Annotated in this window: 28 protein-coding genes and 1 riboswitch; of the genes, 11 read left to right on the top strand and 17 right to left on the bottom strand. The window is 56.3% G+C overall.

Going from position 1 to position 19592, the window contains the following annotated elements:
- Positions 1 to 400: 400 nt before the first annotated feature.
- A complete protein-coding gene (locus RBR41_RS14260; RefSeq protein ID WP_320353334.1) occupies positions 401 to 1678 on the bottom strand; it encodes a TrkH family potassium uptake protein in 1278 nt (425 codons plus the stop codon).
- 181 nt (positions 1679 to 1859) lie between these two features.
- Positions 1860 to 1974, top strand: a riboswitch (TPP riboswitch).
- Between the two features lie 53 nt (positions 1975 to 2027).
- Between RBR41_RS14260 and thiC the strand changes: the two genes are divergently transcribed.
- The 3 genes from thiC to RBR41_RS14245 all read left to right on the top strand — a co-directional run bounded on the left by thiC (position 2028) and on the right by RBR41_RS14245 (position 4752).
- Complete coding sequence (gene thiC, locus RBR41_RS14255) at positions 2028 to 3308, top strand: phosphomethylpyrimidine synthase ThiC (protein ID WP_320353333.1); 1281 nt, start codon at positions 2028 to 2030, stop codon at positions 3306 to 3308.
- A 312-nt stretch (positions 3309 to 3620) separates the two neighbouring features.
- Positions 3621 to 3968 carry a DMT family protein gene (locus tag RBR41_RS14250; protein WP_320353332.1) on the top strand — a complete coding sequence of 116 codons (348 nt, stop codon included), beginning with the start codon at positions 3621 to 3623 and terminating at the stop codon, positions 3966 to 3968.
- A 1-nt stretch (position 3969) separates the two neighbouring features.
- Positions 3970 to 4752, top strand: a complete 783-nt coding sequence (locus RBR41_RS14245; RefSeq protein ID WP_320353331.1) for a sulfite exporter TauE/SafE family protein — start codon at positions 3970 to 3972, stop codon at positions 4750 to 4752.
- Between the two features lie 592 nt (positions 4753 to 5344).
- Here RBR41_RS14245 and RBR41_RS14240 read toward each other — a convergent pair.
- On the bottom strand, positions 5345 to 5761 hold the full coding sequence (locus RBR41_RS14240; protein ID WP_320353330.1) for a DUF1090 domain-containing protein: 417 nt from the start codon (positions 5759 to 5761) through the stop codon (positions 5345 to 5347).
- A gap of 195 nt (positions 5762 to 5956) precedes the next feature.
- On the opposite strand from RBR41_RS14240, the gene RBR41_RS14235 reads away from it, so the two are divergent.
- A complete protein-coding gene (locus RBR41_RS14235) occupies positions 5957 to 6103 on the top strand; it encodes a hypothetical protein (protein WP_320353329.1) in 147 nt (48 codons plus the stop codon).
- Positions 6104 to 6231: 128 nt separating this feature from the next.
- Here RBR41_RS14235 and RBR41_RS14230 read toward each other — a convergent pair whose 3' ends face one another.
- The 15 genes from RBR41_RS14230 to RBR41_RS14160 form a co-directional block, all read right to left on the bottom strand.
- Positions 6232 to 6939, bottom strand: a complete 708-nt coding sequence (locus tag RBR41_RS14230) for a DUF2786 domain-containing protein (RefSeq protein ID WP_320353327.1) — start codon at positions 6937 to 6939, stop codon at positions 6232 to 6234.
- Positions 6936 to 7256, bottom strand: coding sequence for a hypothetical protein (locus RBR41_RS14225; RefSeq protein ID WP_320353326.1), 321 nt, complete (start codon positions 7254 to 7256; stop codon positions 6936 to 6938). The genes RBR41_RS14230 and RBR41_RS14225 overlap by 4 nt, the downstream gene beginning before the upstream one ends.
- A 225-nt stretch (positions 7257 to 7481) precedes the next feature.
- The gene (locus tag RBR41_RS14220) at positions 7482 to 8033 is read right to left on the bottom strand and encodes a DUF5420 family protein (protein ID WP_320353325.1); all 552 of its coding nucleotides are present in this window, start codon (positions 8031 to 8033) and stop codon (positions 7482 to 7484) included.
- A gap of 9 nt (positions 8034 to 8042) precedes the next feature.
- Positions 8043 to 8351, bottom strand: a complete 309-nt coding sequence (locus RBR41_RS14215) for a Mor transcription activator family protein (protein ID WP_320353324.1) — start codon at positions 8349 to 8351, stop codon at positions 8043 to 8045.
- Positions 8344 to 8730 carry a regulatory protein GemA gene (locus tag RBR41_RS14210; RefSeq protein WP_320353323.1) on the bottom strand — a complete coding sequence of 129 codons (387 nt, stop codon included), beginning with the start codon at positions 8728 to 8730 and terminating at the stop codon, positions 8344 to 8346. The genes RBR41_RS14215 and RBR41_RS14210 overlap by 8 nt, the downstream gene beginning before the upstream one ends.
- A gap of 16 nt (positions 8731 to 8746) precedes the next feature.
- Positions 8747 to 9361: a DUF3164 family protein gene (locus RBR41_RS14205; RefSeq protein ID WP_320353322.1), complete on the bottom strand. Its 615-nt coding sequence runs from the start codon at positions 9359 to 9361 to the stop codon at positions 8747 to 8749.
- Positions 9354 to 9560, bottom strand: a complete 207-nt coding sequence (locus RBR41_RS14200; protein ID WP_320353321.1) for a hypothetical protein — start codon at positions 9558 to 9560, stop codon at positions 9354 to 9356. Before RBR41_RS14200 ends, RBR41_RS14205 begins: the two co-directional genes overlap by 8 nt.
- The gene (locus RBR41_RS14195; protein WP_320353320.1) at positions 9557 to 9733 is read right to left on the bottom strand and encodes a hypothetical protein; all 177 of its coding nucleotides are present in this window, start codon (positions 9731 to 9733) and stop codon (positions 9557 to 9559) included. The genes RBR41_RS14200 and RBR41_RS14195 overlap by 4 nt, the downstream gene beginning before the upstream one ends.
- Positions 9734 to 9742: 9 nt before the next feature.
- Positions 9743 to 11032, bottom strand: a complete 1290-nt coding sequence (locus RBR41_RS14190) for an AAA family ATPase (protein WP_320353319.1) — start codon at positions 11030 to 11032, stop codon at positions 9743 to 9745.
- A complete protein-coding gene (locus RBR41_RS14185) occupies positions 11020 to 12831 on the bottom strand; it encodes a hypothetical protein (RefSeq protein ID WP_320353318.1) in 1812 nt (603 codons plus the stop codon). Before RBR41_RS14185 ends, RBR41_RS14190 begins: the two co-directional genes overlap by 13 nt.
- Before the next feature lie 2 nt (positions 12832 to 12833).
- Positions 12834 to 14351 carry a hypothetical protein gene (locus RBR41_RS14180; RefSeq protein ID WP_320353317.1) on the bottom strand — a complete coding sequence of 506 codons (1518 nt, stop codon included), beginning with the start codon at positions 14349 to 14351 and terminating at the stop codon, positions 12834 to 12836.
- A gap of 10 nt (positions 14352 to 14361) precedes the next feature.
- Positions 14362 to 14670: a hypothetical protein gene (locus RBR41_RS14175; protein WP_320353316.1), complete on the bottom strand. Its 309-nt coding sequence runs from the start codon at positions 14668 to 14670 to the stop codon at positions 14362 to 14364.
- Positions 14663 to 15217 (bottom strand): hypothetical protein, encoded by a 555-nt coding sequence (locus tag RBR41_RS14170; RefSeq protein ID WP_320353315.1) that lies wholly within the window; start codon positions 15215 to 15217, stop codon positions 14663 to 14665. The genes RBR41_RS14175 and RBR41_RS14170 overlap by 8 nt, the downstream gene beginning before the upstream one ends.
- 93 nt (positions 15218 to 15310) lie before the next feature.
- A complete protein-coding gene (locus RBR41_RS14165; protein WP_320353314.1) occupies positions 15311 to 15523 on the bottom strand; it encodes a DNA-binding protein in 213 nt (70 codons plus the stop codon).
- Entirely contained in the window at positions 15520 to 15933 is a 414-nt protein-coding gene (locus RBR41_RS14160) for a hypothetical protein (RefSeq protein ID WP_320353313.1), read from the bottom strand. Before RBR41_RS14160 ends, RBR41_RS14165 begins: the two co-directional genes overlap by 4 nt.
- A 107-nt stretch (positions 15934 to 16040) precedes the next feature.
- On the opposite strand from RBR41_RS14160, the gene RBR41_RS14155 reads away from it, so the two are divergent.
- The 7 genes from RBR41_RS14155 to RBR41_RS14125 all read left to right on the top strand — a co-directional run.
- Positions 16041 to 16436 carry a helix-turn-helix transcriptional regulator gene (locus RBR41_RS14155; RefSeq protein WP_320353312.1) on the top strand — a complete coding sequence of 132 codons (396 nt, stop codon included), beginning with the start codon at positions 16041 to 16043 and terminating at the stop codon, positions 16434 to 16436.
- Positions 16414 to 17100 carry an OB-fold protein gene (locus RBR41_RS14150; RefSeq protein ID WP_320353311.1) on the top strand — a complete coding sequence of 229 codons (687 nt, stop codon included), beginning with the start codon at positions 16414 to 16416 and terminating at the stop codon, positions 17098 to 17100. Before RBR41_RS14155 ends, RBR41_RS14150 begins: the two co-directional genes overlap by 23 nt.
- A 124-nt stretch (positions 17101 to 17224) precedes the next feature.
- On the top strand, positions 17225 to 17617 hold the full coding sequence (locus RBR41_RS14145; RefSeq protein ID WP_320353310.1) for a thermonuclease family protein: 393 nt from the start codon (positions 17225 to 17227) through the stop codon (positions 17615 to 17617).
- A 327-nt stretch (positions 17618 to 17944) separates the two neighbouring features.
- Positions 17945 to 18274: a hypothetical protein gene (locus RBR41_RS14140; protein WP_320353309.1), complete on the top strand. Its 330-nt coding sequence runs from the start codon at positions 17945 to 17947 to the stop codon at positions 18272 to 18274.
- Position 18275: 1 nt separating this feature from the next.
- A complete protein-coding gene (locus tag RBR41_RS14135) occupies positions 18276 to 18956 on the top strand; it encodes a hypothetical protein (protein ID WP_320353308.1) in 681 nt (226 codons plus the stop codon).
- Positions 18953 to 19414 (top strand): hypothetical protein, encoded by a 462-nt coding sequence (locus tag RBR41_RS14130; protein WP_320353307.1) that lies wholly within the window; start codon positions 18953 to 18955, stop codon positions 19412 to 19414. The genes RBR41_RS14135 and RBR41_RS14130 overlap by 4 nt, the downstream gene beginning before the upstream one ends.
- Positions 19404 to 19592 (top strand): hypothetical protein (locus RBR41_RS14125; protein ID WP_320353306.1); only part of this gene is annotated, 189 nt, incomplete at its 3' end. The genes RBR41_RS14130 and RBR41_RS14125, both read left to right, overlap by 11 nt.

Raw genomic sequence — 19592 nt, 5'->3', positions numbered from 1 at the left:
TTCCCTGGCAAGGTGTGCATAGCCCATACGCCCCTCAATCTTTGGTTGGATGGAGAGGCTAAAGGGCTATACCACCTTGCCTTTTCATTCAACTTTGAGGGTGTTGCACTTGCAAGTTGAATCCGCCTTTCTTTTCCGCCATATATCTCTCGCAGTAACGCTCCGCTGCTTGCGGAAACGCTTTATGCCCGCACGGCTTTTTGTCCATGCCAGGACGTCTTGTACAAAATGCCGTTTACCAACGACGCAAATATTTTGGGGGCAGTCTCCCCGGTCTAGAGCAGTTTACGAATGAAATGAGTTAAATGCTCTGCAAGGATTTTTCTGAAAATCCTTGCCACGAAATGCGAGTAGGCGGGCTTTTGCCTGCCGTACGCGAGCATTTCAAGTGTTAAATGCTCTAGCCGATGGGCAGCTGGGTTTCCGCCACTGAATACGCCTTGCGCGGCTGAAGGCTCTGCACGGCCATGAGCAGGCTCAGCAGGCCCACGCGCCCGGCAAACATGTTGACGATAAGAATGCCCTTGCCCTCGGCGCTCAGTTCTGAAGTGAGATTCAGGGAAAGCCCCACAGTGCCGAGGGCGGACACTTCCTCAAACAGAATGCGCAAAAAAGACGGCCCGTCAGTGGTTGTTCCGTGCAGAATCCCGTATTCCGTGATGCTGAGCAGAAAGGTCGATATGCCCACCAGCATGGAGTAGACAAAGAACAGCGTCAGGGCGCGGGTGACGTTTTCTTCCGGCACGCCCCTGCCTTCCAGCACTATCTGCCTGTCGCCACGAAACTGCGCTGCAATATAGCCCACCAGCACCCTGAACGTCACTACCTTGATGCCGCCAGCGCACGAACCTGGCCCGCCGCCCACAAACATGAGGGCCATGATCACCAGCAGGCTGGCCTCGCTGAGGCTGGTCATGTTGATGGTATTGAAACCGGCAGTGCGTGCCACAGCCGCCTGAAACAAAGCCGTCAGGGCCAGATCGAAGCCGTCGCCAAGGGCGTGCTCATTGCCCACACGCCAGAATTCAATGGCAAAGCCTATGGACGCGCCCACAATGATAAGAAAAAAGCTGGTTTTCAGCACCAAACGGCTGAACCGGCTGAACCGGCGCACCGGCAGGCCGATGCGGCCTCCGGAGATGATGCCGAGCGACTCGCGCAGTACGCCAAAGCCGATGCTGCCCAAAAAAACGCTGGCCGTGATGATGCTGTTCACCACCACATCGTCGCGAAAATTCATGAGGCTGTTGGCACTAAGCGAAAAGCCCGCATTACAAAAGGCCGACACCGCGTGAAAAACCGCGCTGAAAGGATAAAAAAACACGGGATCATGCCAGTACAGCAAAAGGGCCGTCACCGCCTCAATACTGAAGACAAGGGCCAGCACCTGCACAAGAAAGGACCTGAGGTTAAAATCGTCTCCGAGCAATGCCTGGCTCACGGCTTCACGGCTGGTGAAGGGCACATGGTTGCGCCAGAGCAGAAAAATAATGCTTGTATAGGTCATGATGCCGAGGCCGCCCAGTTGCATGAGCAAAAGCAGCACGGCCTCGCCAAAAGGGCTGAGCACGGCGCTGATGTCCACAGGCGTAAGCCCTGTGACGCACACGGCGGATGTGGAAAGAAAGGCCGCGTCAATCAGGCTGAGGCTGTGCCCTTCCTGCCAGCTTGCGGGCATGTGCAACAAGGCCGCCCCGACGGCAATAACCGCCAGGAATGAAAAAACGGGCCAGGTGAGGGGACTGAAAAATCGCTTCCGCTGCATTCTCACCATGTAAGCCAGGCGTGGCGGGATTGCAAGGCAGATGACGCCCAAAGGCAAGCGCTCTTTACAGACTGCTAGGGTGCGCGTATGCTTCTTCGTGAGCTAGGGGAACCGTGCGGACGACAGTTGCACGGCTGAGAGTGGGAAAACCCAGACCCTATGAACCTGACGCAGTTCGCACTGCCGGAGGGAAGCCGCAGCCACAAGCTCTACCGCTGCTTGTGGTTTTTTTGCGCCCTGCGTCGCAACCAGCGAGGCACACATGTCTACCACACTTTGTTCCCAGAACGCCGCTCTGCGCGGCCTTCTGGATACGCACCTTGCCGCCCTGGCCGCCGAAGAGGGCCTGACCCCAGAGGCAATCATCGCCGCTCTTGAAGCCGGAACCATGGTTCTGCTTGGCAATCCCGCCCATGTCGGTCTCAAGCCCATTCTCGTGGGCCAGCCTGCAAGGGTCAAGGTCAACGCCAACATCGGCACCTCTCCCCTGAACAACTGCCCCAATACGGAAGAACGCAAAATTCACGCCGCGCTGGACGCGGGCGCTGACACGGTCATGGATCTTTCCATCGCCGGAGACCTGGACGCCCTGCGCCTGGGCATGCTGGCCGCCTGCCCCCGTCCTCTGGGCACGGTGCCGCTCTACGCCGTGGGCCAGCAGATACTCGACGCAGACCGCGAGATCACCAGCATGCTGCCCGACGACCTTTTTGACGAAATAGCCAAGCAGGCCGCGCAGGGTGTGGATTTTGTCACCGTACACTGCGGCCTTTCCCGCCGTGGGGCTGAAATGGCCGTCAAGAACAACCGTGTTCTGGGCATAGTCTCGCGCGGCGGCTCCATGCTGGCGCGCTGGATGCTTGAAAACGAACGCGAAAATCCCCTGCTGGAATATTTTGACCGCCTGCTGGACATTTGCCGTCCCTATAACGTCACCCTGTCCCTGGGTGACGGCCTGCGCCCCGGCGCTGGCGTGGACGCCGGCGACGCCGCGCAGTGGGAAGAAGTCATCAATCTTGGGCGTCTTGCCAAGTACGCGCTGGAACGCGGCGTACAGTGCATGATCGAAGGCCCCGGCCATGTGCCGCTCAATCAGGTGCGCACCCAGATCCAGGGCATCAAGCGCCTGACCAACAATGCGCCCCTCTATGTGCTTGGCCCCCTGTGCTGCGACAGCGCACCCGGCTACGACCATATAGCCGGAGCCATCGGCGGCGCTCTTGGCGTGGAAGCCGGTGTGGATTTTCTCTGCTACCTCACCCCCGCCGAGCACCTTACCCTGCCGGATGAAGCCGACGTGCGCGCTGGCGTCATGGCCTCACGGGTGGCGGCCCAGGTGGGCGAAACCGCCCTTGGCCGCCCCCATGCAGTGGCGCGCGAGGCTGCCATGAACGCAGCCCGCAAGGCTCTGGACTGGGATGGCATGTCAAAGGCCGCCCTTGACCCCAAGATGCTCGAAAAACGCCGCGAGGCCCACAAGACTGAAGAAGTGTGCGCCATGTGCGGCAAGTTCTGCGCGGTCAAGATGCTACGCGACCATTAGGAAAAAGCTGATTTATTCCGTTTGGCGGCTGCGGGAGCGGACGCCCGTTGCATGTTCTGCGGTAAGGGCTGACACCGCGCTTGCGCTTTCACTACAGGCGGCTGCTCCGGCAGCCGCCTGAGCGTTTGCACATGACCGCACTCCAAGTGTGCCGTCCCAAGAGGCATACAGGCGGCGGGACAGCGGGCGGCAGGCTCCCTGTGTCCCCTTCTTGACTCCAGACGGTCCTGCAGATATGCCTCAGCCTTGCCCGCGCTTTGGCGCGGGGTCACCATCCCCTCTGCCCGGCGCAACCCGGTATGCGGAAGCACTATGAACGTACCCGTTCCTGTGGCCACCGTGGGCCTTCTACTTTTTTCCAACGTCTTCATGACCTTTGCCTGGTACGGGCATCTGCGCTACAAGGGTGCGGCCCTGCCCGTAGTGATCCTGATCAGCTGGGGTCTGGCTTTTTTCGAATACCTGCTGCAGGTACCCGCCAACCGCATCGGCTACGGACATTTTTCGGCAGCAGAACTGAAGACTATTCAGGAAATCATTTCCCTGAGCGTTTTCATGATTTTTTCCACCTTGTGGCTGCATGAACCCATGCGCTGGAACCACGCCGTGGGCTTTGGGCTTATTGTGCTGGCCGCGTGGGTCATTTTCAAGGAGTGGTAGCATGGAATTCGGTCTCGTAGCCCTGCTGGCGGGCATTGCTGCCGCCTTTGCCGGGGGCTTTATCGACGCCATCGCCGGAGGGGGCGGGCTTGTGACCATGCCCGCGCTGCTGCTGACCGGGGTGCCGCCGCACATGGCCCTGGGAGCCAACAAATTCAGCGCCTGTCTTGGCACCTGCGTGGCTTTGGGCAATTTTGCGCGCAGCAACCTTGTACTCTGGCGCGTGGCCCTGGCCGGGCTGGCCTTCTCCCTTATAGGCTCCTGGGCGGGCGCGCGCCTGGCGCTGCACGTGGAACCGGCACTGCTGGGCAAAATTCTGGTGGGGCTTTTGCCCGTGGGCATGTGCGCCACCCTCATGCCGCGCAAGGAACGGGCGGGCGGCCTCGACATGGCCCTGTACGGCCCGCGCCTGTGGCTGCTCACGCCCATGGTCTGCCTGCTCATCGGCGCGTATGACGGTTTTTTCGGGCCCGGCACGGGCAGCTTTCTGATACTGGCCTTTCACTGGATATTGCACATGGGCCTTATGGAAGCATCGGCCACGTCCAAGGTGCTCAACCTCGCGTCCAACTTCGCCGGACTCATGGTCTTCATGATCAACGGCGTGGTCGTCTGGAGCCTGGCCCTGCCCATGGCCGTAGCCTGCTGCCTGGGCAACTGGCTTGGCAGCCGCCTGGCCATCCGGGTGGGCCCCGCCGCCGTGCGCCGCTTTCTTATGGTTTCACTGAGCCTGCTGCTGCTCACCCTTGTGTGGCAGTATTTTCTGGCGCCATTCGTGCGGTAGGCTTTGCCTCGTGGAATATTTTGCGGGGGAGGGACTTCTCTACAGACCCGCGCTACCCGCTGGGTTACCCTTGAAATATTTTGTGGGGGTGGGACCCTTTTGCAAAAGGGTCTCCTCCCCCACGCCCCCACCCCCTAAAACTCTTATTGTATCTTTGTACAATTCAACGAGTTTTTTATGAGTGGGGCCATAGGCAACGCCTTCCAGCCATCACACCATTTCAAAATATATCAACTCCAGGCTTTGCCCGCACCGTTCGTACGCCAAACACTACGGCAAACGCTGCAACGAACCCACCCCCGAAAACTACGGCAAACACTACGTCAGCCGTCACGCCGGATGGCGGCACGCGCGAACCCCGCCGACCCCTGAGGCATTTTAAGAAAACACTGATTAAAGAGCTCTTGGAAACGCGCAGTTGTTTCGTTTGGCAAGGCGCGATCTTTTTTTGAAGCAGGAGTGGACTCTTCCGTCCTCGACTGTTTCAAAAAAAGAGAAGCACGCCGCCAAACGGAATAATTGCGCGTTTCCATATAAACACAAAGGCCCGTGCACAGTGCACGGGCCTTTGCGGTATATGGGCAGAAAAAACTTATTTCTTGGCGTCCTGCTGCATCGTGTCACGAACCTTTTCGGCTTCTTTCAGTTCGTCTTGCGCTTCACGCAATTTCTGCTGCCGTTTTTCGATCTTTTTGCGCGCAACGCCCTGAGCCGTGGCCTTGTCCAATTCTGCCTGACGCTCCGCTACTTTTTCCTGCTTCTCAAGCACCTTGATTTTTGCTTCGGCCAGTTCGCCGTCATCCGTGCACCACGTGCGCACGTTTTCCAGAGCGCGCTCAAGTCCGGCCGCCTTGCCCGTGTTCTTGTGCTGCTTGGCGATGCTCAACTGACGTTCAAGCTCGGCTATTTTTTTAGTGCAGATACCTTCTGCGCGCACCGACACGGCAAAGGCGGAAACCACGACTGCGCAAGCGCACATAGAAGCTATCTTTATAATATTTTTGATCATATTTTCTCCTTTTTTGCCCAGGGCAGTGCCTGAGGCATGCCCTGGGGTGGGCGTGTCATGCCCACTGTAAACCTTATATAATGATACAAACAAAAATCCAATTATGCGATCCTTGCTCGTTTATTAGCGGCACTATATACTTATTACAAACTGGCCGACATTGCGCCCGCAACTTCGACCATCAAGGAGCCACACATGCGTACGTTGATTTTCACTCTTGCTCTCGTGCTTACCCTGGGGCTGAGCGCTGTCCAGGCGGCGTCTGTCAAAACCCATCTGCCCGGCGACCTTACCCTGGAAGAGGCGCAGGACATTCTCAAGGCGGCGCTGGCCAAAGCATGACGGGAGAAGGGAATAGACGGGGTGAAGGGATGGGATAAACCGGGACATAGTGAAGACACTGTGGGACATGAATGAAATTGAATTACACAGGAAGAAATGAAGAAGGGAGGGCGAACCCTCCCTTTTCTTTAGCCCAAACGCTGGAGGTTTGGGCGTGTGGTCGATAGGGGTGTTGAGAGGTGAATGGCATGGCCTGCATCCATTCCAGCCTCAAAGTCAAAGTCTCTGATCTTTGTTTGGGGGGCTGCTCTTTCCCGAAGCTCGGGCATGGCCTTGCTGATCGCAGCCTCTTTGAAGGGGACAAGCATTCCGGGGGTGATCGGAGTTGCCTTTTTTTGATCCTTCAGGCGGCGAGATATGACCATCACAGCCCCGAGCAGGAATGAGAGTCTTGCAGCCTTTTTTGACCTTGTAGAGCGCAAGCGGCGCGCGGGGCCGCGCATGTGTGCCGAGGCCAGAGACAGCAACGTTTTATAAAGGTAGCCGTACGTCCAACTGCAAACACTCGTATCCGGTTCGCAGCCAACGAATACTGTCTCACCAACATCAGGGTCATGATAGTATTTGCAGTCAAACGCGTTGGAAACGCCCGAAGCCAGGGTGTATGCCCACGATTCAAGACGCTGCCGAGTTTTCTTATATGCCCGCGAAGCCGTCATTTCTGAAGCACATTCTTCCGTGATCATGGAATCCAGGGACAGATTATATTCAGAAAGCAGTTCCTGGGCCTTGGCTGCTGCGGCGGCGGCTTCATGCTCATTACTGGAGCTTGAAAGGCGCAATAGCTTACGAATCTTATCAATGATCCTTTTCTTCTTTTCAGCGAGGTTGCTCATGCGCCGCCCCCAGTGTCCAAGGCCTTGCGGGCGGTTTCTTTCCAGTATGGCGGTCGATTGCTGCCTTCCGGCGCACCATCAACAAGCATAAGCGATGTGCCGTGGAGTTCTGCCAGTACGTTCGCCAGCCAATCACGTTCCTTGCGCAGTTGCGCCACTTCGTCCTCGGAGGCTTTAAGGGCATTGAGCAGGCGTAGAATGGCTTCTGCCGCAGCCCTGCGCTCCAGATTCTTTTTGTCGTGGGCCAGAACAGCGTTCGCGTCTTCCATAAACATACGGCGTGTTTCCGGCGTGATCGTGTTTGTCGTGTCGCTCATGACCTCTCCTTATATCAACGGCTCTCCGGTGCATTCGCACCAGAGGCGTCTGGCGCGCGCCCAAGCGCCAATCATTTTCCGCATGTCATGGGTGGCAATAGCATTGTCCATGTCGTCAGCCATCTGCCGTAAATCTTCGGCGCGCGGGTGCCCGTCTTTCGCGAGAGTCCGCATTCTGTCTGGAAGAGAATTTTCTTGTGGGGGATTGGTGGACATTGGCACCCCCTATTTGCCCTGGGCTGCCAGCCACTCGGATTCTTTGACCTCTCGGAACCATGTGGGCACTTCCGGCATAGGATCGCCGTGCATGCGGTCGAGGTCTTTTGGGCCTGGAATGCTCACGAGAATTTTATTCTTCGCATATCCAGCAACCGAAAGGTACAGAGCCATACCCGTGCGGGATGCGCGGTGCGGGCCATCGCACATCCTGTGGAGCTTGAGCTTGCTGAGGATATAATCGTTGGTATTGAATTGAAGTTCAGGCGCTTCCAGCTTGGAGGCCAGTTCTTTCCCCTGCTTACAGTTAAGCTTCGGGTAATACCCAAAGCCTTTTTCAAGACGGACTTCGCCTTTAAGGAATGGTTTGTTCTGCTTTTCTATGAACGCCAATCCGCAGACTTCTCCACCACGTCCATGAAGCACAAGGCCGTCAGCGCCATATTCCTTCTGAACAACATCGCGCGCATTGTTGGCTGCCTCGCGAAGCTCTTTCACTTCCGCAATCAGGGCCTCCGCTTCAGGGCCTTCACCGATGAAGAAATTTTTCGTCACACTCATGCGAACCTCCTACACCCCAGGCAACCGGATCTGTTCGGCGCGTTCGCCGCGTTTTGCGGCGCGGGCCTGATCTATAAGGCGGTATACCTGGGCGCGTGATATACGATATTTTGTGGCCAGCTCGCCTGCATTGCTGCCGTTGAAGTCGGCCATTACAGCGTGGGCAATATAAGGGGAGCGCAGCAGGATGTAGACCTGCTGCCCTCCCCATTCGAGCGAAACATCTATCAAAACCGCCCGGGCCACCTCGGTGGCGATGCCGCGCGAGCGCATGGCGGCTTCAACACTCTCAAGGAATTGCTGTCCGTCACTACTCATAACGCTCCAGCCAGCGCTTAAGCTGCTCTATGACTGCCGATAGATCTCCGGGTGATGCCTTGCGCATTGAGAACCCGGTCTGACGGGTCACATAGGCGTCTGTGGCCTTGAAATCACGGTTTTCGACCGCCCCTGCATCTGCCAGGGTAAGCCACAGAGACCGCACCTTGCGCTGGGGTCCTTTAGTGGGCGATTCTTTGGGAGCAAATCCTCTTTCGCGGAGGTGCACCAGGACTCGCTTAAGGTCGGTCTCGTTCAGCACCGTGCATGATTCCGCGCCCGTGAGGTTGCGAAGCATGTCATGGTATGTGTGATCATCCATGTTCAGCACTTTACGGCCTGTCTGAATGGTCCTAATGAGTCCGGCTCTTGATTGCATGGCGACCTCCTGCTGACTATACCTTGGCAATATCCAGCGGTATGGGCTGGAACTCGCCGTATGCGTCTTTTTCGTACACGCGAATGAACGATTTGCTGTAAACCACCTGCATGCTGTCCGTCAGGGCTTTCATGGCCTGATCCCAACGTTCATCATCCTTCACTTTGATGGCTCGCAGGCCGAGGATGCGTGAAGTGGACACGTTACCGTCCCTGTCCGTTTCCCATGCGGCATCAACAATGGCGCGCAAGTTGGCATTGGCACCTTCAGACCAATCCCGCAGGCATTCATTGATAAGCGTCCGCGCAGCCTGAAGGCGTTCATCAAAGGTGATGCGATCCTGCATGGCCCGTTGAACCTTCAGGCTTCCGTCATAGCTGTGCAGGGTGACGTTGCCCTTTTCTCCGCCAACTTTTGAGCCATATTGCTCGCCGGATATGGAGACAAAGGCCGCAACGGCATCAAGCATTTTCGTGCGACCTTCACGCAGACCTCCGGAAAGACCTTTAGCCATGTCTATGAGTTCCCGCACGGTTTCATCACGCAGCTTGTCGACTGGATCAACGCGATCCACAGGCACAAGGTGGCCCTGGGAGTTTTGCATGTGCTGTACGCCGTTAACTTCAATCATTTTTCTTGACCTCATGTTTTGATATTGATTGCAGCATGTCCTTGACTTTGCTGTCTTCTGGCTTGATTCCGGCCTTAAGCTCTAGCTGATAGGTTTCCAGAGCTTTCATGGCTATCCGCTCTATCACTCTGTTGGGGTGAACCATCCCGGCCCATATCACAAACACCACAATTGCGGCGATGATAAGACCCCCATTCATATGAGCCTCGCCTGCTTCTGCGCAGGTTCTTGGGGCATGCACTGCAAGGCTTCGTCAACTCTGCGCTCATAGTCCCGGGCGCAGCGCAGGTCATGGTGACTTTTGGATTTGAAAAAGCTCTTTTGGGCTTCGCGCATCTTCCGCACCAGCTCACTGAAGTCTTGTTCACTCATAGCTGCCTCCTACGCCCGCACCTGGCGCACTACATCTCCGGTCACAACGGGTTCGCCGATGCTTGCGGCAAGATTCATGGCACGAGTGGCCAGATTTTGCACCGCCAGGGGGTAGGCAAGATCAACACCGCGCCCACGGCCATCAGGAGCCACGATAAGACGCTGACGCAGGGCTTCCATTCCGCTGGCATCAAACACGGTGTCAGCATCGGCCTGGACGGTCTTAAAGCGGTGCCGAATGAATCCCGGCACATCTGTAAGAGGCGGCAGCTTGACCACATCGCACCGCTGCACAACTTCACGCACCTCTGTTCCGGCGCTGGCCAGCTTCTGCCCCAGTTCCGTCTGGCCGATCAGTACAATGGAGAGCAGGCGCTTCATGCCGTCTTCCAGCTCAAAGAAGCGCTTCAGGCTTTTGAGTGTGTGCAGATTGATGTCGTGCGCTTCTTCAATGAACAGCAGGTGCCGATTGCCGCCACGGCTGGATTGACGAAGGACTTCATGCACACGTCTTGCCCTGGCCTCGGCGCTGGAAGGGATAGAGCCGCCGGGATCCACACAAGCCAGAATGGATTCTGCAATGTGCGCCGCCCGCAGGGGTTTGCTCTCGATTCCTTTGCCGCCAGTGGTCAGGATGTAGGGCTGTATAATGACGTTTTGTTCGTCACCCTTGAGCTGCTCCAGCATCATGCGGCGCAACGTGGTTTTTCCGCTGCCGGATTCGCCGATCACAGCCAGAAAGTTACCGTGACGCGCAGCGGACATCATCGCCTCATACACGTATCGGCTTTCCGGCGTCAGAAAGACTTCCTCCGGCAGATGCGGATCATCCCACGGGTCGCGGAACAGCTTGAAATGCTTCCGCGCCTGTGGCGTAAGGCTTTGCTTGCTCAAAAGCATGAGTTCTTCCTCCGAAAGTTCTTGCCCCGTTTTGGGGGCTGGTTCTAAACGGCAGTTTCCTTTGTCCGTGGAAAGATGCCGGGGTCTGCCTGCCGAAGGCAGGTTTTCAACACTTGCTCCTTCCGATCTGGCGCGGGCCACCGCCTCGGCATGATGACGGCTTGCTTGCCACTGCTCGTCCATGCGGCGTACCAGAGCGGAAACTTCCGGCGCTGGTGCGCCGCGTTCAAGCAGGATGGATTCAAGGTTCGCCTTAAGCTCTCCCCTTCCTTTCAGTGGTGCGGGAGATCCATGCACCATCCGATTGATGGTTGCAGAGGAACCGCCCACGGCACGGGCCAGTTCGCGCTGTCCCATCCCAACTTTTTGCAACATTGCGCCCAGGGTCATGCGATGCATGATGATGTCTCCTGAGGTTTGGGGAACTGTAGGCGTTTGCCTTTATCGCTGTCAGTCGCAACAGGCATGGGGACGTCAACGATGGTGAACATATCGCGCAGAGCGGCGGCAATGCCCTCCAGGGCGGCTTCCTGCACTTCATCGCCGTAGGCGTCACGAATGTGCGCCATGCATGCAATGGGGTCGCGCTGCCACGGTGCGGGGTCAATCTGTTGCAACCGCTGTGCGGCCTCCACACGGCTTAAAGGCATGGCCAGAGCCACTGGCGCACCAGACTCCACAGGAGCGGCAACACCATCACGCCGCAAGTGCAGTGGAGCTTCCTTGATGTCCGCCATCGGGTCGATATGTTCCCATGGCCGGGCGGCTTTACCGTCTTCACCCATTGCCAGCGCTTCCATTGCCTTGGCAGACTGTTCAACAGGCGTTTCCGGAGCCTTGCCCCATTCCTGACCCATGACGGGGGCGGCGGCATCAAATCCCCATTCATCCCTGTCTATGGGCGATACGGTGAAGCGCAAAACATCGCCATCCGGCATGGCCTTGGTGACGATGATTTCCGGAGCGTTGAAGGGATTGAGAAGCACACCCACCTTGTCCCGCACATGGACGCCATGAGCGCCAAGCATGCGCAAATCATAGGTATGCACACCGTGGCTCTTGGTATCCAGCCTGATCGTGTAATCCGGTTGCACGGTGCGGGTCTGTTCGCCCCAGGTTGCCACCGCCTGCATGGCCTCACGGCTGGCAACCCGTAACTGGTCATCGCTAATGCGCAGCCATGCGCGGTTGCGCGGGCATTGCAGGCGTGTGTGTATGGAGTGGGCATTGAAATGCCGCCGCCACCGATCCGCCTGTTCTTGCAGTTGTCCAAGCTCCGACACGTCCATGAAACGAAGCCGAGATTCAAAGCCCCGCTCAACGAGGTTTTGTGCAACTTCAACACTGCCAGTGGCGCTGGCATTGCCTGCCGCGTGGTACATGGGCTTGATGCCCATAGCTTCACAGAAGCCTTTGACAAGGCTTGACTGGTTGCCGCCAGATTTATCCATATAAAGGATGAACGGCACACCGTGCATGGGATCGCGCGGCCCACGGTCAGACATGGCCTCAATAAGGGTGGCCAGAATGCCTGCGGCATCTTCACCCCCTGCCAGCTCGTAATGCAGGTACAGAGTGTGGGTGCAGTGGTCGACAACTACATATCTTATGATGCGTTGCCGCCCGATCTCCACCAGACGGCCCGGTTTGCGCTCATTGTATATTTTTTCGTCCAACAGGCGCATCTTCTTGCCGCCGGGCAGATACACCAGCACACACACCGAAGCGTCTATTTCCCAAACATGGTTGGGGTGCAAACTGCGCTGGCGTCCGGTTGCCTTGCCCCTTTCCATTTGATCGGGGTGGCAGCCATAGCGGCGCATGGCGGTGCTAACGGTTTTTGGGCTTGGCATGATGGTTTCTCCCGTTGATTCGTCCTTGACGCCGTAACCCTGTGCGGCCAGCCGTTCGCAGGCATCCTTGATGGTCAGGGTGCGCTTGCCGTTGACCCTGGTGGCGCGAGTTACAAGCCCACCCACCGTCAGGGCCAGAGAGGCATCCACAGCAGTCTGACCAGCATCCGCGCGGGGTTTGCGCCCGGCATCCCATCCCGCCGCCTTGAGCATGCGGTAAACGGTCTTAGGGGTCTTGCCCAAGGCCAGAGCCGCCCGACGCACCAGCTCGCCGCGCTCCCGCGCTTGGGCAAGACGCAACGAAGCAATCAGCTCGTGGATATGTTGTGCCTGGGCTGGACTCATGGTTATGCCTCGGCCTGCTCCTGCAATGTGTCGGCAGAGTCCGCGCCGTCACTGGCATCCATGCCCGCTTCCGGGTCAAATACCAGCGCCAGATCCACATCAACACCAACATTAAGCAGGGAGTCACGCATCCGGCCGCAGGCGCTGGATATGCGCTCATTAACGTAGTCGACCATTTGCGCCCGCCGTTCTTCCGGAAGAGAGAACCACCTTTCACCATTGCCACAATTGAAGGTGTTGGAAGCAATCACCGCCAGTGCATCAGCCGCGCGCACGAGATCACGGCACCCTTCATCAATCTCGCGCTTCATGTTGGCTTCAGTCCAAATAAGGGCGCTCGCCTCTTCATCCGGGCTTACAGGCCGTTCCATAGCGTCCAGCTTGCGTTGCAGCTCATATTCCTTGCGGCGTGATTCGCCGAGCAGCTTGTCAAGGCTGGCGCGCTGTTCGTCCTTTTCCTTGTTGGCCTGGGTCAGTTTGGCGTTGCGCACCCCCATTTCATCAAGGGCGGCGAGCAACTCTTCCTTATCCCCGGCGTTTTTCACCTCTTCCAGCGCCAAGGCGCGGGAGGCATCGTCCAACATGGAAAAACCTGCGCGCAGCTTGCGAAGCTCGCGATAGCCGATGCCCAGGGCATCCTGCATCTTGAGCAGGTTGTCGCCGAACACCGAGAGGTTGTTCAGGTCTTCGTCCACAAGGCTACGACTCATGCCCAGGGCCGTGCAGAATTCTGGCCATGTCTTGATGGACTGCAATTCTCCATTCGCATCGCGAACTTTTGCCCCCTTGTAGCCCTTGCTCTCCTTGATATGGGCCAATCTGGTGAGCATGGTCATGCGGGACACTGTTTCGATGAACTGCGCCTGTTGAGACACGCCGCGCGTTTCGGCCAGCAGGATGGTGGCATCCATTTCCACATTGCTGACGGTCACGGCTTCGTCACGCAGTTGGGCCACGGCTGTTTCCGTGGCGGGATCCACTTCCGGAGTGATGACGGCGGGTGTGTTGCTGCCCTTGGCATTCAGGACCTCTGCCATGCAATCGCACAGAAAACCGGGAGCAGCAGACGGAAGAGATATCCATGAAGGCGCAACCCGCAGGTCTTCAACCATGTGCTTGACGAACAGCTTGCAAATTTTTTCCCCTGTCGCAGGGTCTCCGGCCAACACCTTTTTCTGGTCGGAAGTGGACAGTGCCGCCATGCAGTGTTCCCACTCGGTGTTCAGTCTCTCTCGGGTTACATGCATGTCTGCCTCGGCGGGCACATCTACTGTACCTTCAATGCAGGCAACTGTTTTTTTCTTCATTTCGTAACTCATGCTTTCCGGAAGAGGAATTGAGGCGTCTTCGCCCAGTGCTTCGCGAGCTTTGGCAACGTAGAGGGCGCATAATTCCAACTTGGCATTTTCGGAATTGCTACTATTGAGGTTGTGTATCTCAATGGAGAGGCGCGGATTTTCTTTGATGATCGATTGCCACAAGCCATCAGCATCAAATTGCGGTTTCTTCTTGGCAGCCATGCTAATCTCCTTACTTGGTCATCTGGCGGGCCTGGGCGCTAACGCGCGTGTCGAAAGCTTCCGCACGATCCCGCCAGTCCTGCATATAAAGGTTGTACACACGCATAAGTGCCACGGGTTTGGTGGTAAGCGCCCATTTGCCGCTGGGCAGCTTCTGCGCCCACCCGTTCTCTTCCAGAATGGCGAGGTCCCGGCACACGTTAACCTCGCTTTCACCCAGGGTTCGCGCCAACTCCTTGTTAGGCCAACCCTCCAGCACCCGCTGGAACAGCAACTCAACAATGGCGAGGCTACGCTCGGCCTGATTGCGCTTAGTCATGTCTGTTCACCTTTTCCACCCGGTTCTCGCGCAGCTTGAGCCATGTGGGCACGTCCAGCCGCTCAAAGGTATAGGTGTAGTCGCTAGGATCCCCCACGGGCATGTTATCCACTGGCACGGCGCGCATGAGGATGATTGGGTAATGCCATCTGGCCGCCCAGCCGATCGCTACATCAACATCCTTGCTGTCAGCCAGGGTGCTGCTGTAAAACACCACCATGAGGTCAGCCACAGACAACATGGTGCGGCAGGTTTCGCCCCAGGTGGCAAAACTCCTGTCCAGGTCTGTGTGTTCGCAGATGAAGTGCCCCATCGGCACCGGGGCCAACACGGGGTAGCCCAGGCGCAGCAGGTGGGCGGCGGCGAGGCTCTGACTGGTGGCATGAGACAACCGTGTTTCTGCATCAGGTGCAGAATAGGCCCCGGTCAGATACACGCTAGGCCGCCAGTCCTCGCCGTAGCCTTCCTGTAGAACCTTGGGCAGGATCTGTTTCAGCTTGTCTTGACCACGCCGTCCCTTCCGGGTATGCAAATTTTGCAACGTCATATGAGTTCTTCCTTTTCTGGTCGTTGCCTGACCCTCGCGCATGTCCGGCGCGGGGGTCCTTTCATTTATAGTGTTCACAACCACGCCACGCTCCTAACGGTTTACGTTGGTATTGATGCTGCCAGCTTTGATACCCAGGGCAACGGCAATATTGTGGCTCTCTCCGCGCAGACCTTTAGTGCGGCCTAACAACACATCATAAACGCCAAAGGGCGAATATCCATGCCGCCGCGCCCATGTGGCCACGCTCATGCCCCGGGTTTCAAAGTCGCGCCGCACTTCCTCCGGGGTGCGCAGTGCGTTCATTTTCTCTTCCTCCGGCCCTTTGCATCGTTATTGTTTTCGGTTACATCACAAGAAATGTTGTTACACGTTGCGCAGTGGTCATCCGTAAGCCCCACCACCAGCCGAGGGCGCACATACTCGGTTTTGCCATCTGCCTTCAGCCGTATCGTGGTGGGGGCCATACGGATTGACGTGATGCAGGGCAGCGCGGACAGGCCCTCAACAATCTCGCTGAAGCTGGCTGGCGGAGCCGTCAGCTCTTTGGGACCAATAACCAGTGTCATTTCCAACGCGGCAGTTTTCACTCCGCCCTGGGGGTGGGGTTTGACACTGTTGGCGCTTACGAATGCATGGCGCACATAAGGCAGATTGAGCAGGCGTATAAAAATGCGGTCACCGCCATCGCTCATTTTGCATAGGGTTGAGGGCATATTTCCTCCTGTCGTTGTGCCCGTGGGTTTGTTGGGAATTGTTGTTATTCGTTGGTATAAAATTAGGTTTTTTTGTGATTTTAGTCAATGGAAAGTTGGAGAAAATTATGAGTTTTTCTAGGAGACTGGTAGAAGAGCGCAAGCGTCTGAAATTTAAACAAAAAGAGATTTCAGAAAGGCTTGGCATCCATATTAACAGTCAGCTTGATTACGAAAAGGAGCGGCTACCGTCCTTCGCAGTCTACCTGGAACGGCTTGCTGATCTTGGATTTGATATTGGCTATATTGTCACGGGGGCGCGACAAGGAGTCGTGTTGACCGCTGAAGAGTGTGAGGTCTTAGCTCTCTACAGAAAGGCACCTGAAACCATACAAACTGCGGCTAAGGCAGTGCTTGTCTCTGGTCATCACGCGACCCAAGGCCCCATAGTAAATGGGAATGTCGCTGGGCCAGTGGCTACAAATTACTATGGAGGGGGAAATGATTATGTGGCAAAAAATTAGTACATGTGTAGCAGCTATTATTTTTAGCTTGTTTTTTACATTAGCAGGGTCTGCTCATGCACTAGAGGCAACGACAGCTTTTACCATCCCGGGAAAATATGTGTTGCTTGTCGTAAAAGATTTTTCCCCTGAAGAAAAAATTGAAGCAAAAGTTGTGGTCAAATCTGCAAAAGAGGCTGCAAAAAAGCTTAATGTTGAGCAATGCCAGATCGTTTTTTATGAGAAGGCGAAAGCAGAATCAGAGGGGCCGATGGCTGTAGCCTCATCGGTCGGGGATGATAATGATCCTATGTTCCTGCAAGCTACGAATGCAGAGCAGTCCGGACGATTGAAAAAAATTATTGGCTATGAAGCAGAACCCAAAGAACTCTATCAGGCTTATGAAAATAATGAAGTCGTCGCAGATGAAGACTTTAAGGGGAAGCCAGTTATTCTTGAGGTAAAAGTCTCCGGTGTGGCAAAAGATGTGGCTGGAAAACCTTATGTGCTTGTTCCAGTCGATAAGTCCGGTTTGTTTGGATTGCGTATTTATCTGGATATGAAAGATCCTTTTTTGCGTGAGCTTAAAAAGGGGTCAATTGCAGTTATACAAGCCAAAGCTAAAGGCTTTACCGTAAAAAATGTGATGATGGATGGCGTTATTGCCAGTGTTGCTAAAAAGTAAATTTTTCTCTTGGGCGGAGGATGGTCGATCCTTTATGGCGACCATCCTCCTGCTTATACTCTTATCTCCGTCCACCATCTTCGCATGGCAAGGAACTGTAATTTCGGTGCATGATGGGGATTCGATGCGGATACAACGCACTGACGGTGCGGTGGTGACAATCCGCGTCTATGGCATAGACTGCCCGGAAATTGGCCAGCCATACGGCAAGGAAGCCCGTGATCTGACTGCAACGTTGCTCATGGGCAAGACTGTGGAAGTTACCCCTGCGCAAAAAAGCAAGAGCTATGGGCGGGAGGTAGCCAGTATCATGCAGCCGGATGGTACGCGCCTGTTGCAAGAGGCCCTGACGGCATCCGGGCTGGCCTGGGTGGACGGACGATATTGCAAGCAGGAGGCCTGCAACGAGTGGCGAAAAATGCAGCAGGAAGCCAGGGAGGCAAGCCCACCTCGCGGCCTGTGGGCTGACCCATCTCCGGTGCCTCCCTGGCAGTGGCGGCGCATGCACCGCAGATAAAAAACGCCGACGTTGGCGTTTTTCTGTTTTTTCAGATTCAATAAAATCAATGAATTAGATATTCATCCCACAAAAAAAGCGCCAACGTCGGCGTTTTTTTTGTCTCCACGGTTCCTGTTTTTCTTCCCTCGCTAGGCGCTAGTCTGACCTCATTGGAGGCCAGACCATGTGCCAGATTCCCCACTCTCAGTCTCATTCTTTTCCGCTCTCTCTGGGCTACTGGTCGGCCAAGCACGTGGTTTCATCCATCGTGTGTCTTGTCGTGTTGGGATCAAGCTCGGCCGTAAAAGCCATTCAGAAACATCATTATCTGTAAGGAGGGCTTTTATGCCCAGAGGATTGTTCCTTAGCAAAATTTTCGACACTTTGCGCCCGCTCTATGATTTGCGCGTTTGGTTGTTGATCACCATTTGCCTTGCCGCCGGTTTGTATACAGACCCATCAGCAACCATTGGACTGGCTGGGTATATCGCCTATGTCGTGGGTATGTGGGGCTTGGCCTTAATGGTGTCCAAAATTTCCACTCCTTATATCCGAATGTCGGATTATGCCCGCGCGGCGCTCGAAGAGGGCAATATAGCCGCCGCTCTGGTGGTTCTGGCCCGTGTGCTGCTGCTGATCTGCATCGCCATCAGCATCATGGCCTGGGGCAAATAGCATGATCCGGCTGTACGCATCCATTTTGCCAGTGCTGGCCTTGACGTATCTGCCCATGCTCTGGGCGGAGCATCTGGCGTACAGCCCCGACTTTTATGATGCGGCCATCTATGCGGGTCAGGTAGAACAGGAAACCTGTTACGGCCTTGAGTCGAAACGCTGCTGGAACCCGCGCACCGAAATGAAAACCAGCCGTGAGTATGGCTTCGGGCTTGGTCAGCTCACCATTGCTTACGACAGCGCCGGGCGTGAGCGGTTTAACAATTTTCAGGACGTCAAGAAGCTGCATAGCTCGCTCAAGTCATGGAAGTGGGAAGACCGCTACAATCCGCGCCTTCAGTTACGGGCACTCATTCTCAAGGATCAGCAAGCCTGGAATGCGTTTGCGGGATGCGCCACCGATGAAGACCGGGCCGCAATGATGCTGGCCGCATACAACGGCGGTATCGGCGGTGTTTTGCAAGATCGGGCCTACTGCCGCCAGTTCAAGGGTTGTGATCAGGGCCGTTGGTTTGGCCATGTGGAAACCCATAGCCGCAAAAGCCGATCCAGCCTGGGCAAACAGTATGCCGACAAAAGCCCCTATGCCATTAACCGCGCCTATGTGCGCAACATTATGGGTGACAAGCGCGAGCGATATCGTCCTGCGCTGGCCACACTAGCAGCAGGGGGACGGCCATGACTGACCGTATACGCCGTATCATCATTATTTCTTTGCTCATTATGTTGGTCTTAGCCCTGCTGGCAGGTGCCGTGCAAACCTACCGTCTGAGCGCCGCGAGCGCCCGCGTGGATAAACTTGCTCTTGATCTGGATGCGGAAAAACGGCGGGCCGATGGACTGGAAGGTCAGCTTCGCCAGGCCAGATCATCCGTTAACGCACTGGGGCAGTTCGGCGCGGATACGCAGAATAACTGCGCTGATACCTTGGAAAAATTTCTTGCCATTCCGGGGCTGGCCGCATTGCCGGTATCCACCCCGGAAAGCCAGGAACCTGTCCCCGGCACGATTGCCGAACCGGCTGGGGATGGTGCAGCCATGCGAACCTCCTTGACGCGGAAGGGGGCGGCCACTGGGGCCGCCCCCGCATCCGCCCCGCCAGACGATGCAGCCTTTACGGAGTTTCTCAATGCGTTCTAGCCGCCTTGTAATCCTGCTGGCTGCCCTGGTGTTTCTGCCGGGCTGTGCCAGGCAAAGTTCCCCATGCACGCCCGATGTGCAGCGCGTCAGTATTGTGGAGCGCCCAGCGCGGCCCAATTGGCCTTTGTTTGCCAATGGCGACTTGCTCTGTCTGTCCGTGGATGCGCGTACCCGTATG

The sequence above is a fragment of the Desulfovibrio sp. genome (genome assembly GCF_034006445.1).
GTDB lineage: Bacteria > Desulfobacterota > Desulfovibrionia > Desulfovibrionales > Desulfovibrionaceae > Desulfovibrio.
Note: the sequence above shows the minus strand (reverse complement) of the source record. Positions and strands in the feature narration are given on the sequence as shown.